Genomic DNA, 12,245 nt, shown 5'->3' on the forward strand with positions numbered 1-12,245 from the left:
CCCGTCAACTCCCGCTGCCCGGCGGCCGGATCCGCGCCGTGCCCGCCGCCAGGTCGATCCCGGTGCGCGGGGGCGCGCCGTCGTGCTCGTCGTCGCGCAGCACCAGTTCGATCCGCCGCTGCTCCAACTGCACCCGCTTGCCCGCATACAGCAGCGCGTGCAGCTCCTCCCCCGCCTGCGCCCCGACCCCGCGACCGCTCTCCGCGGGGCCGGTCCACCGCACGGCCGCGCGTCGCGCCGCCGAGGCCGCGAACCCCAGCAGCACCAGCGCCGCGGGGAACACCAGGCTGCCCATCACCGCCACCAGTGCCACCATGCCGGTCTCAACGCCCCACCGCACCAACGGAGTTCCCCACCGCACGTGCGGCGCGCGGCAGCGGGAGGGCCCGCCGCCGCGCGCCGAAAGCGGTCTCAGTGCAGCAGGTCCAGCGTGTTGTCGGCGTCGTTGACGAACCAGACGGCGTCGCAGTCGATGTCCAGGGTGAGGCCGAAGAGCGCGCCCGCGCCCGCCGGGTCGCCCTCGTTGTTGATCTGCTTCACCGCCACCTGTTCCCCGCGGGGGGTGGTCTCGACGATGTTGCCGTCCTGGCTGTTGACGGTCAGCAGATCACCCTTGGGGGTGAGGGTCATGCCCAGCGGGCCGTTGAGGTCCCCGCCGGAGGTGATGACCCGGCCGATGCCGGCGCTGTCGTCGCGGGTGAGCGCGCGCGGGATGGCGGTGATCCGGTTCGGCACCGTGTCGGCGACGTACAGCGTGCCGTCGCGTCCGAGGCTGACGCCGGTCGGGCCGATCACCAGCGCGGCGGGGTCGGTCCGTTGGGGGAAGCCGGAGCCGATCACGGTGGTGTCGCCGCGCTGCGGCGGCTGGTCGTCGTTCGTGGTCAGGGAGATCCGCAGCACGGTGCCCGCGTCGACCTCCGCGCCGCCCCCGGCGACGGTGCCGTTGAGCACGTTGGTGACGAACAGGTCGCTGTGCCTGCCGTGGCTGACGGCGGTCATGTCCCAGGGGCCGTTGATGCCGCCGCCGACGAAGGTCTCACGGACGGTGCCGTGGCGGTCGAGCACCAGCAGGCAGCCGGCCTGCGCGGTGGCGGCCGTGCCGTCGGCGGTGGGCAGGCTGCCGACCACGACCCAGCCGCCGGGCAGCACGGTGAGCGCGGTGGTGAGGCCGACGCCGCCGGGGCAGGGGCCGGGCAGATGGGCGGGGTCGATGGTGGCGAACGTCGTCACGGCGCCGTCCGGGGCGACCTGCACCAGGGTGGTGCCGGTGCCCTGCAGGTTGGCCGCGTTGTTGAAGTTGCTGACCAGGACGCTGCCCCGGTGCAGGTCCCCGACGTTCTCCTTGATCGTGAACGTGCCGTACGGGTTCTGGTCACCGTTCCCCGGCACGGTGGACGGGCCGGGGGTGACGGTGTTCAGCCGGTCCAGGAACGGCCGTGGGCCCATCACGTGGCCCGCGGGCGCGGCGGCGGTCAGGCCGAAGGTCAGCGCGGCGATCGCCAGCGCGCTCGAACATGCCCGAAGTCTCATGTACTGCCTCCTGAGGAGCGGGCCGGACCTGCGCAATCGGCGGTCCCGACCCGTGAACGTGCTCTGAACTGCCCCCCGGCAGGCCACGTTAGGCACGCCGCCCGGCGCGCCGCTTGCCGGTTCCGCCAATTGACCCCGGCCGGACCCTAAGGTCGGCCGGCCAGCTCCAGGGCACGGTGGGCGAGCCACAGGTCGTGGACGGCGGTCGGTGGGCGCAGCAATGCGCAGTTGAGCAGCGTCTCGATCCGGCCGAGGCGTTTGCGGACGGCCGAGGGCGAGAGCGCCAACTCCTGGGCGGTGGGGCCGATTCGGGCGTCGTGGCGCAGCCAGCGCGCGAGGGTGTCGGCCAGCGCGGGCGGGGCGTCGGGGGCGTGCAGCGGGTGGAGCCGGCTCGAAGCCCAGTCGATCACCTGCGGCTGGGCCAGAAGTTCATCAAGTCTGGCTCTACCAACGCACATTGACTGTTCGTCAGTCCGCACTCGCAGGGCCAGGGAGAGCGCGGCCCGGTCGGCGAGGCGGTGCGGGTCGGTGCCGAGGCGGTGGTGGAGGTGGGTGAGGCGGGCGGCCAGGGTGTTGCGGTGGATGCCGAGGCGGGCGGCGGCGTCGGTGGGGTGGTGCAGCCACGCGGTGGCGGTGGCGAGCAGCGCGGGGCCGTCGGGGTCCTGGGGGCGGGCGGGCCGGTGGGTGCGCAGGGGGGCGAGGGTGGCGGCGGCCCAGGCGGCGCCGGCGGGGCCGAGCGCGGGTGCGAGGTCGCCGAGTTGGGCGTGGGCGGCGCGGCGTTCGGGGTGCCGGCGGGCGGCGGTGAGGGCCCGGAGGGCCTGGTGGTGAGCGAGGGCGGTGTCGCGCAGCGGGACGGCGTCGCTGATGCCGACGTGGCAGGTGTCGGCGACGGCGGGGTGGTGCAGCCAGGCGGCGAGCGGGCGGGTGCCGGTGGCGGGTTCGAGGACGAGGGTGCGGCGGGCTCCGCCGGGTTCGCGGCCGACCCAGGCGGCGGTGGTGGCGGCCCAGTCGGCGGCGTCCCGGCGGGCGGCGGCGGGTCCTTCGACGGCGTACATCCGTACGGTGTCGGGCAGTGCGCTGCGCAGGGTTCGGGCGAGTCGGCGGGCAACGGCGACCTGGCCGGCCATCAGCAGCTGGAGGACGGCTTCGCGGGTTCCGGTGTCGGCGAGTTGCGCCCGGTGGGCCTGTTGGCGGCCGCGTTCGGCGTCCCAGGTGAGGCTGAGGACGGTGGCGGCGTCGGCGAGCAGGACGGGCAGGTCGGGCGGGGCGGGTCGGGGTGCGACGGCGGCGAGGACGGGCAGCCGGGTGCCGGGGCGGCCGGGCAGGGTGACGACCAGGCAGGTCAGGGCGGTCTGTCCGACGGCGGCGGAGCCGGTGCCGCGGGTGACGGCTTCGCGGACGGCGCTGCGGGCCAGGGCGCGTTCGGCGGCGTTGACGGGTGCGGGTGGCGGGCAGGCGTCGGTACCGGAGGGGTGCAGCAGCAGGACGCCGGCCCGGGTGCGGGCAGCGAGCAGGCGCAGGACGGCGGGGGTTCCGCCGCGGCGTCCGGCGGCCTGGAGGTCGAGGACGTCGTCGGCCCGGCGCAGGCGCTGGACGGTCCGACCCCCCGGCGGGGGCGTCTCGCGCATGTCGCTTCCCCCGAGTGACATCCGAAGTCGATTCGTCCCCAGGCTATCCGCGCCACGAGCGGAAGATCAACGCGCTCGGTGTGCAGTTCGACACCGTCCGGCGGGGCTCACCGGGCACCGTCGCACCTGGCTGGCCGGGGCGTCGCCCTAGGTTTGCGGGGCACCGCACCAGCAGCACCGATCTGGAGGACCCATGACCCGCAGGACCGGCCTCGGCCGTCTGCTCACCACCGCCGGCGCCGTCACCGCGCTGACCGTGACGCTCTCGCTGACCTCGGCGGGCTCCGCGTCGGCGGCCAGCGACTTCCAGGGGAACCTGAAGAGCAACGCCACCAACAAGTGCCTGGCGCTGGACGGCGGCGGCGACGGCAACGGCCTCCCGGCGTTCCAGTGGGACTGCAACGGCAACAACGACCAGCTGTGGACGTTCGAGAACACGGGCGGCGGCGCCTACGAGATCGTGAACCGCTGGGGCCTGTGCCTGGAGGCGCCGGGCTGGACCACCCAGCCGGGTGCCCAGCTCGGCCAGTGGGAGTGCCACGGCGGGGCGAACCAGACCTTCTACATCGACAACTACATGATCGACAGCTCGAACATGCGCTTCAAGAACAAGAACTCGGGCCTGTGCGTCAGCGTGCAGGGCGGCAGCTCCGCGCTCCGCACGCCGATCATCCAGTGGTACTGCAACGACGCGGCCGACCAGCGCTGGCACGTCTGACCGCGACGGCGGTGAGCAGGCCGAGGGCGGCGGTGAAGATCCACGGCTGGTCCAGCGGCGAGAGGCTGTAGGCGACCAGCACGACGACCGGCGGCAGCGCGCGGTGCGCGGCCCGGTGGACCAGCAGCGGGCCGGTGAGCAGGACGGCACCGGCCAGGCCCGTCCACCAGCCGTGCACCGCGGCCTCGAAGACCGCGAAGGCGGCCGAGAACAGCGCCAGGACCGCCCACCCCAGCCGACTCGCCGGGCCGGGTCCGTCCGGCCGTCGATCCGTCAACTTCCCCATGGAGAGCATCCCTTCTGCCGTCACGCCACCAAAAGCTAAGGCTAATAGCGTTAGCCGTCAACCCACCGACCCTTGGCGCGAATATTCGTTGTACACCGTAGAAGGATTCCTCTACGGTGTACAACACATGCCCGGCCATCACCGGGCGCCTTCGTCCGCGTCCGTTCCGGGGGAGCCCTCTTGTCACCAACGTCCGTCCCATCCACCGCCCCGCACCCGCGCCGCTGGGTGATCCTGGCGGTGGTGTGTCTCGCCACCCTGGTGGTCCTGCTCGACAACACCGTGCTGAACGTCGCGATCCCGTCGCTGACCGAGGAGTTGGGCGCGGGCACGGCCGACATCCAGTGGATGATCAACGCCTATTCGCTGGTGCAGTCCGGCCTGCTGCTGACGGCCGGCAGCCTCGCCGACCGGTACGGCCGCAAGCGCGCCCTGCTGGCCGGGCTGGCACTGTTCGGCATCGGCTCCGCCACCGCCGCCTTCGCCCAGTCCACCGGCCAACTGATCGCCGCCCGGGCCGGCATGGGCATCGGCGGCGCGCTGCTGCTGACCACCACGCTCGCCGTGGTGATGCAGGTCTTCCAGGGCGACGAGGTGCCCAAGGCGATCGGCATCTGGGGCGCCGTCAGCTCGCTCGGCTTCGCGGGCGGCCCGCTGCTCGGTGGCGTGCTGCTGGCGCACTTCTGGTGGGGCTCGATCTTCCTGATCAACCTTCCGGTGGCGCTGATCGGCCTGTTCGCGGTGGCCCGCCTGCTGCCGGAGAGCCGCGACCCGGCCGGCCGCCGGCCCGACATCCCGGGCGCGGTGCTGTCCACCGTCGGCATGGTCGGCGTGGTGTTCGCGATCATCTCCGGCCCGCTGCACGGCTGGGGCTCGGGCCGGGTGCTGCTGTCCGCGGCGATCGGCGCGGCCGCCCTGTCCGCCTTCGTGGCCTGGGAGTTCCGCACCCCGACGCCGATGCTCGACATGGACTTCTTCCGCAACCGCCGGTTCAACGGCGCGGCGGCGGGCGGCGTCCTGGTCGCCTTCGGCATGGCGGGCTCACTGTTCCTGCTCACCCAGTACCTGCAACTGGTGCTCGGCTACCGCCCGTTGGAGGCCGGCCTGCGGATGACCCCGCTGGCGCTGGCGATCGTGGTGCTCAACCTGACGGGCGTCGGCGCCCGGCTGCTGCCGAAGCTCGGCTTCCCGGGGGCGGTCGCGCTCGGCATGGCGCTGCTGTCCGGCGGCCTCGCGGTGATCGCCTTGACGGGCTCGGCGCACGGGTACACCGGCCTGCTCGCCGGCCTGCTGCTGATGGGCGCCGGCATCGCGGTGGCCCAGCCGGCCATGGCCACGGCCCTGATGGGCGCGATCCCGCCGGAGCGGGCGGGCGCGGGCGCGGGCGTGCAGGGCACCGCCACCGAGTTCGGCGGCGGCCTCGGCGTGGCCGTCCTCGGCGCGGTGCTCGGCTCGCGCTTCGCGGCGGGCCTGCCCGCCCAGGTGCCCGACTCGGCCGCGAAGTCGCTGCCGGACGCGCTGGCCGCCGCACCCGACGACAGCCTCCGCGAGGTGGTGCGGACGGCGTTCTCCGACGGACTGACCTCCAGCCAGCTGATCGGCGCGGCCGCGATCCTGCTCGGCGGCCTGGTCTCGGCGGCCCTGCTGCGGGGCACCGAGCAGCCGACCGCTCCCGCTGCCGTACCGGAGCCCTCACCTGCGGCTTAGCAGCGCCGAGCACCCCGGGCCCGCGCACCGCGCGCGGGCCCGAACGCGTACGGTGGGGGCCGTCGAAGCCCGTCCCACCGAAGGCGAAGGAGCAACGTGGCCGCCAAGCGCGCCTCACAGATCAAGAAGAGCGTCTGGCTCACCCCGCAGCCCGCCCGGGGCCGCCGCGGCGGCCGCGCGGCGGGTGCCGCCGCGGGCGGCGCGGGAGGGCTCGACCGCGAGGTGATCGTGGCGGCGGCGGTGCGGCTGCTGGACGAGCAGGGCGAGGCGAGGTTCTCGATGCGCGCGCTGGCGGCCCGGCTCGACGTCACGCCGATGTCGCTGTACTGGTACGTCGCCGACAAGGACGACCTGCTGGAGCTGGCGCTGGACGTGGTGGCGGGCGAGATGGAGCTGCCCCGGCCCGGCGACGGCCTGAGCTGGCAGGACGGCCTGCGGGCGCTGGCCGCGACCTGGCGGGCGACGATGCTGGCGCACCCGTGGGCGGTGCGGATCTACAACGACTACCTGAACGTCGGGCCGAACTCGGTCCGCTACTCCGCTCGCGCCGTGGAGGTGGCGCGCAGCTCGCCGCTGCCGGAGCCCGACGCGATGGCCGCCCTGTCGGCGATCTTCCAGTACACGTACGGCTTCACCGCCACCGAGGTCAACTGGCAGGAGAAGGCGGCCGCGGCCGGCGCCACCGTCGACGGGCTGATCGAGGAGATCACCGAGGCGGTGCGGGAGGTTCCGGAGATCGCCGAGTCGGGCGCACTGGTGGAGCGGCCGGATGAACCCGAAAATCTGCTGCGCGAACAGCACTTCCACCGCGCCCTGGACTGGATGCTGGCCGGCATGGCGGCCGGCCTCGCGAACCCCGCTACGTGAACTCCTGCTGACAGCGCTCCAACCAGTCCAGCTCGGCCTTCAGTTGCAGCACCGCGCCCTCGATCAGCAGCCGGGAGGCGCCGAGTTCGCGGGACCGGTCGGCACTGGCGTCCAGTCCGCGCAGGGTGGCCAGGCAGTGCGAGCGCTGAAGGTCGATCAGGGTGCGGCGGTCGGCGAGCCGGGTCTGCGGGGCGAGCACGAGTTTCAGGAAGAACTCCTCGCGGACCTTGGCGCCCTCGGACGGCCGGGCGAACCAGTCGGCGAGCTCGCGCCGTCCCGGGTCGGTCAGCGCGAAGACCCGCTTGGCGGGACGGCCGTCCTGGGCGACGTCCTGTCCCTCGATCAGGCCGGACTTCTCCAGCCGACCCAGGGTGATGTACACCTGCCCGTCGTTGGTGCGCGGCCAGGCCGGGCCGAAGGTGTTCTCCAGGGCCCGGCGGAGCTGGTAACCGTGCGCGGGGCCCATGGCGAGCAGTGCGAGCAGGGGTAGCCGCACGCGGGTGCCTCCTTGAACTTCAGGGGGGTGCGCCGGGCGGTCGGACCGTGTTCGGCCGCGCGCCGGGCGGCGCTCCTGGGCGTGCCCTACCCCCGAGCGCGCCCGGTTATTCGTCCGGAACCCGATCCGAAACGGCCCAAGTGGTGGCACCCTGTGGCGCAGAAGGTGACAGACGTCCCCCCAGTCTCCTGGACACACTCTTTGGCGTATACCTAACATGCAGGTATCCCCGAGGAACTGACGGCCTGTCAGCCGGTTCCCACGCCTGCCAGCGCGACCTCCCTCGCGCGCTCCCGTGAAGGTGACGCATGATCACGCCCGTCGTCCCCGGCGATCCGCCGCGCCCCGCCCAGCTCCCCGGCCAGTCCGCCGAAGCCCCCGCGGAACGCCGACTCCCGGCCGAACAGACGGCTCCGGGCGCGCCCGACGAGCTCTGGTGGCGGTCCGCGGTGATCTACCAGGTGTACGTCCGCAGCTTCCAGGACTCCAACGGCGACGGCATCGGCGACCTGCCGGGCGTGCGGGCCCAGCTGCCCTACCTGAAGCGCCTGGGCGTGGACGGCGTCTGGCTGAACCCGTTCTACCCGTCACCGCAGCACGACCACGGCTACGACGTCGCCGACTACAAGGGCGTCGACCCGATGTTCGGCACCCTGGAGGACTTCGACCTGCTGGTCGAGGACTGCCGCAAGCTCGGCCTGCGCCTCGTCCTCGACACCGTGCCCAACCACTGCTCCACCGAACACCCGTGGTTCCAGGATGCGTTGCTCGCCGCCCCCGACAGCCCCGAGCGGGCGCGCTTCCACTTCGCGGACGGCCGCGGCACGGACGGCGAACTGCCGCCCAACAACTGGCGGGCCATGTTCGGCGGCCCCGCGTGGAGCCGGATCACCGAACCGGACGGCACCGCCGGCCAGTGGTACCTGCACATGTTCACCCCCGAACAGCCGGACCTGAACTGGCGCAACCCCGAGGTGCCGGCCGAGTTCGAGAAGGTCCTGCGCTTCTGGCTGGACCGCGGCGTGGACGGCTTCCGCATCGACGTCGCCGCCGGCCTCTTCAAGCACCCCGAACTCCCCGACTCCCCCGACCCGGAGGCCGACGAGCGCACCCGCGACTCCGTCAATCCGCTGGCCTGGAACCAGCCCGAGGTGCACGACATCTGGCGCGCCTGGCGGGCGATCTGCGAGGAGTACACCGCGCTCGACGGACGGCAGCGGCTGCTGGTCGGCGAGGCCTCCGTGCCGACCCCCGCCGAACAGGCCATGTACGTCCGGGCGGACGAGCTCCACCAGGCGTTCTTCTTCCACCTGCTGCACGCGCCGTGGGACAGCGAGCACTTCCACCAGGTCATCGACGCCGCCGTGCGCGACATCACCGCCACCGGATCCACCGTCACCTGGGTGCTCAACAACCACGACCAGGTCCGCACCACCACCCGCTTCGGCAGCCCCGAACGGGCGCGCGCCGCCGCCCTGTTGATGCTGGCACTGCCCGGCGCGGCCTATCTGTACCAGGGCGAGGAACTCGGCCTGCCCGAGGTCGACGACCTGCCGGACGATGTGATCACCGACCCGATCTTCCACCGCACCGGCAGCCGCAAGGGCATCCGCGACGGCTGCCGCGTCCCGCTCCCCTGGGCCGGCACCGAGGCCCCGTTCGGCTTCAGCCCCGACGGCTCCGCCCCCACCTGGCTGCCGCAGCCCCCGTCCTTCGCCGCCCACACCGCCGAGCGCGCCCTCACCGACCACACCTCCCCCTACCACCTCTACCGCGAGGCCCTCCACCTGCGCCGTCTGCTCCCGCAACTCGGCGAAGGCACCCTCCGCTGGCTGGAGACCCCGCCCAACGTCCTCGCCTTCACCCGCGGCGACGGCATCCTGGTCGCCACCAACTTCGGCACCACCCCCGCCCCCGCCCCCGTCACCGGCACCCCCCTCCTCTCCTCCGCCCCCTGCCCCCCGGGCATCCTCCCCCCGGCCACCACCGCCTGGTGGCTCCAGCCCCGCATGTGACGGGCCCCGCCAGGTACCCTGCCCCGAACACGACGAAGGGGGCAGGGACTTGGCGGGTCACAGCATCGGCGGGGAACTGATCGGCGACGAGCACGACGACTCCTGGGGACACGTCCAGGAGTTCGCCGGCCTGTTCGCGGGGTACGACTACTCAACCCCGGAGGAGGACCAGTACCTCTGGGACGTGCAGTTGCTCGGCTGCACACCCGCGGGTTCGCTGCTCGCCGCCCTCGACCGCATCGGTACCCGCAGGGCCGCGCTCGAAGGCTGGGCCGACCTGTATCTGCACGACGCGAAGGACCGCCGCATGGGCCGGCTGTCGGTCTACGGGGTCACCGTGCTGGCCGCGCAGCCGTCCGAGCGCGGCGCGGGGCTGTGGGACATCACCGTCGAACTGTGCGGAGACAGTCTCTCCCCGGCCTGCGAACTGCCCTGGCGCCTGCGCCAATCGGGAACCCTCGACCGCCCCGGCCTCTGGCACGGCCTGGACCGGGCGGGCCGGAAGGCATGGGCGGGGGCCGCACTGTTCTCCCACCGGCCGCCCGCACCCGAGAAGCAGTGGCCGCCGCACGGCCATTACCGGCTCGACGGGCGGCACATCGTGGACGAGTACGCGTTCTACTGCGCACTGGGCGAGGCCGTGAACGGCCCCGGCGGCTACTTCGGCTGGAACCTCGACGCCCTGAACGACTGCCTCTGCCTGCCCAGTTGGGGCGGCGCGGCCTCCGTCACGCTGGAGTGGGAGCACTCCGGCCCGAGCCGGGCGGCGCTCGACGCGGAGCTGCTGGATCCGGCCGAGCCCGGGCGCGGATCCGTGCTCCGCATCATCGACGAGATCTTCGAGAGAAACGGCGTCGCAGTCCTCCTGCGCTGAGCACCGAAACGTCACCGGATCCGCACGATTCTTTGAGTTTGGGCATTGAGGGGGGCCGAGCGGCCGAATTCACCCGATCGGGTGTTCACATGCTGGACACGCTGTCGATGAATACAGGTCAGCACTGTGACAATGGTGTGGACCATAGGTCCCACCCCGTCGCGCGGCGCGTGTCAGGCATGCCGGCGGCGATCCTCAACGGCGAGGAGGACCAAGGGCGGCCCCCTCGCGGGGCGCCCTCGTGCACCATCCGATTCACGGAAGGTTGTGCCTTGATGCCGGCCACCCACAGCTCTGCCGCGTCCACCGACGCCGGCGCCCGCCTGATCGAGCCGCTGTACCAGGAAGTCCTGCGGCGGAACCAGGGCGAGAACGAGTTCCACCAGGCGGTCCGTGAGGTCCTCGAAACGCTCGGCCCGGTCCTGCTGCAGCGCCCCGAACTCGTCGACGCGCGGATCATCGAGCGGGTCTGCGAGCCCGAGCGGCAGCTGATCTTCCGCGTGCCGTGGTCCGACGACAAGGGCGGTATCCACGTCAACCGGGGCTTCCGGGTGGAGTTCTCCAGCGCACTTGGCCCGTACAAGGGCGGACTGCGCTTCCACCCCTCCGTCAACCTCGGAATCGTCAAGTTCCTCGGCTTCGAGCAGATCTTCAAGAACGCCCTGACCGGCATGCCGATCGGCGGCGGCAAGGGCGGCTCCGACTTCGACCCCAAGGGCCGTTCGGACGCCGAGATCATGCGGTTCTGCCAGTCGTTCATGACCGAACTCCACCGCCACCTGGGCGAGTACACCGACGTCCCGGCCGGTGACATCGGCGTCGGCGGCCGCGAGATCGGCTACCTGTTCGGCCAGTACAAGCGCATCACCAACCGCTACGAGTCGGGCGTCCTGACCGGGAAGGGCCTGGGCTGGGGCGGCGCGCAGGCGCGCACCGAGGCCACCGGCTACGGCTGCGTGATGTTCACCGAGGAGATGCTGCGGGTCCGCGGCGAGAGCCTGGCCGGGCAGCGCGTGGTGGTCTCCGGCTCCGGCAACGTGGCGATCTACGCGATCGAGAAGGCCCAGCAGCTGGGCGCGACCGTGCTGACCTGCTCCGACTCGACCGGCTACGTGGTCGACGAGAAGGGCATCGACCTGGCGCTGCTCAAGGAGGTCAAGGAGACCCGTCGCGGCCGGGTCTCCGACTACGCCGAGGCGCGCGGCGAGCACGTCAAGTACGTGCCGGGCACCGGCGTCTGGAACGTCCCCTGCGACGTGGCGCTGCCCTGCGCCACCCAGAACGAGCTGCACGAGGCGGACGCGCTCGCGCTGGTCCGCGGCGGCGTGAAGGCCGTCGCCGAGGGCGCCAACATGCCGACCACCCCGGAGGCGGTGCGGGTGTTCCAGGAGGCGGGCGTGGCGTTCGCGCCCGGCAAGGCCGCCAACGCGGGCGGTGTCGCCACCTCCGCGCTGGAGATGCAGCAGAACGCCTCCCGCGACTCGTGGACCTTCGAGCACACCGAGCACCGGCTCGGCGAGATCATGAAGCACATCCACGACTCCTGCTTCACCACGGCGGAGAAGTACGGCAGCCCGGGCAACTACGTGGTCGGCGCGAACATCGCCGGCTTCGAGCTGGTCGCCGACGCGATGCTCGCCCAGGGCCTGATCTGACGCCCTGCCACTGAGGAGGCCCGGACCGCGGCGGCGGTCCGGGCCTTCCTCATCCGCGCAGCAGCGTGCGCAGCGCCCGCCGGAACACCACCCGGCCGCACCACGCCGTCGGCCGGTCGAACAGGCCGGGCAGCACCCCGATCCGCAGCTCCTCCCGCCACCGGACGGCGCTGCCGCCCCGGTACGGCCGCACCTCGATCTCGGCCCACCCCGTCACCACCGGCCCACGCTTGACCAGCCGGCACCGCCCGGCCCCGAAACTCCCCTGCGGCGGCTCCCACCGTTCGACGTCCATCACGTCCGCGAACCCGAACCGCCCGATCCCGGTCCGCCCCACCACCGTCCGGCCGTCACCGGTGACCACGGTGAACGGCACCGCCTCCCCGTGCCGGGGCCAGTCGGTGACGCGCCGCCAGGTCTCCTCGGGCGACAGCGCCACTGCTTCCACGATGCGGAACTCGGTCATTCG

At 72.8% G+C, this 12,245-nt stretch carries 12 protein-coding genes; 6 read left to right on the plus strand and 6 right to left on the minus strand.

What is annotated here, in order from left to right; translation table 11 throughout:
• Positions 1 to 4 precede the first annotated feature (4 nt).
• The 3 genes from ACFYS8_RS32325 to ACFYS8_RS32335 form a co-directional block, all read right to left on the minus strand.
• On the minus strand, positions 5 to 316 hold the full coding sequence (locus ACFYS8_RS32325) for a DUF6191 domain-containing protein (RefSeq protein WP_387647928.1): 312 nt from the start codon (positions 314 to 316) through the stop codon (positions 5 to 7).
• Between the two features lie 95 nt (positions 317 to 411).
• Positions 412 to 1,530, minus strand: coding sequence for a hypothetical protein (locus ACFYS8_RS32330; RefSeq protein WP_387647931.1), 1,119 nt, complete (start codon positions 1,528 to 1,530; stop codon positions 412 to 414).
• Between the two features lie 146 nt (positions 1,531 to 1,676).
• The gene (locus ACFYS8_RS32335; RefSeq protein WP_387647934.1) at positions 1,677 to 3,158 is read right to left on the minus strand and encodes a helix-turn-helix domain-containing protein; all 1,482 of its coding nucleotides are present in this window, start codon (positions 3,156 to 3,158) and stop codon (positions 1,677 to 1,679) included.
• Positions 3,159 to 3,351: 193 nt separating this feature from the next.
• Here ACFYS8_RS32335 and ACFYS8_RS32340 point away from each other — a divergent pair, with 193 nt between their 5' ends.
• The gene (locus ACFYS8_RS32340; RefSeq protein WP_387647936.1) at positions 3,352 to 3,876 is read left to right on the plus strand and encodes an RICIN domain-containing protein; all 525 of its coding nucleotides are present in this window, start codon (positions 3,352 to 3,354) and stop codon (positions 3,874 to 3,876) included.
• Here the strand turns inward: ACFYS8_RS32340 and ACFYS8_RS32345 are convergent.
• Positions 3,827 to 4,162: a hypothetical protein gene (locus tag ACFYS8_RS32345; RefSeq protein WP_387647939.1), complete on the minus strand. Its 336-nt coding sequence runs from the start codon at positions 4,160 to 4,162 to the stop codon at positions 3,827 to 3,829. The genes ACFYS8_RS32340 and ACFYS8_RS32345 overlap by 50 nt on opposite strands.
• A 180-nt stretch (positions 4,163 to 4,342) precedes the next feature.
• Between ACFYS8_RS32345 and ACFYS8_RS32350 the strand changes: the two genes are divergently transcribed.
• Together ACFYS8_RS32350 and ACFYS8_RS32355 are read left to right on the plus strand one after the other, a co-directional pair.
• Complete coding sequence (locus ACFYS8_RS32350; RefSeq protein WP_387647942.1) at positions 4,343 to 5,869, plus strand: MFS transporter; 1,527 nt, start codon at positions 4,343 to 4,345, stop codon at positions 5,867 to 5,869.
• Positions 5,870 to 5,965: 96 nt separating this feature from the next.
• Entirely contained in the window at positions 5,966 to 6,736 is a 771-nt protein-coding gene (locus ACFYS8_RS32355) for a TetR/AcrR family transcriptional regulator (protein WP_387647945.1), read from the plus strand.
• On the opposite strand, the gene ACFYS8_RS32360 is transcribed toward ACFYS8_RS32355, so the two are convergent.
• Entirely contained in the window at positions 6,729 to 7,232 is a 504-nt protein-coding gene (locus ACFYS8_RS32360; RefSeq protein ID WP_387647948.1) for a helix-turn-helix transcriptional regulator, read from the minus strand. The two genes, ACFYS8_RS32355 and ACFYS8_RS32360, sit on opposite strands and share 8 nt — an antisense overlap.
• Positions 7,233 to 7,540: 308 nt before the next feature.
• Between ACFYS8_RS32360 and ACFYS8_RS32365 the strand changes: the two genes are divergently transcribed.
• The 3 genes from ACFYS8_RS32365 to gdhA all read left to right on the plus strand — a co-directional run bounded on the left by ACFYS8_RS32365 (position 7,541) and on the right by gdhA (position 11,776).
• Positions 7,541 to 9,247 (plus strand): glycoside hydrolase family 13 protein, encoded by a 1,707-nt coding sequence (locus tag ACFYS8_RS32365; RefSeq protein ID WP_387647951.1) that lies wholly within the window; start codon positions 7,541 to 7,543, stop codon positions 9,245 to 9,247.
• Between the two features lie 49 nt (positions 9,248 to 9,296).
• Complete coding sequence (locus ACFYS8_RS32370) at positions 9,297 to 10,121, plus strand: barstar family protein (protein WP_387647954.1); 825 nt, start codon at positions 9,297 to 9,299, stop codon at positions 10,119 to 10,121.
• Positions 10,122 to 10,396: 275 nt separating this feature from the next.
• Complete coding sequence (gene gdhA, locus ACFYS8_RS32375) at positions 10,397 to 11,776, plus strand: NADP-specific glutamate dehydrogenase (protein ID WP_387647957.1); 1,380 nt, start codon at positions 10,397 to 10,399, stop codon at positions 11,774 to 11,776.
• Between the two features lie 49 nt (positions 11,777 to 11,825).
• Here the strand turns inward: gdhA and ACFYS8_RS32380 are convergent, their stop codons facing one another.
• Positions 11,826 to 12,242: an SRPBCC family protein gene (locus ACFYS8_RS32380; RefSeq protein WP_387647958.1), complete on the minus strand. Its 417-nt coding sequence runs from the start codon at positions 12,240 to 12,242 to the stop codon at positions 11,826 to 11,828.
• Between the last annotated feature and the right edge of the window lie 3 nt (positions 12,243 to 12,245).

Source organism: Kitasatospora sp. NPDC004615, assembly GCF_042873545.1.
In the GTDB taxonomy this organism is placed as follows: Bacteria; Actinomycetota; Actinomycetes; order Streptomycetales; family Streptomycetaceae; genus Kitasatospora.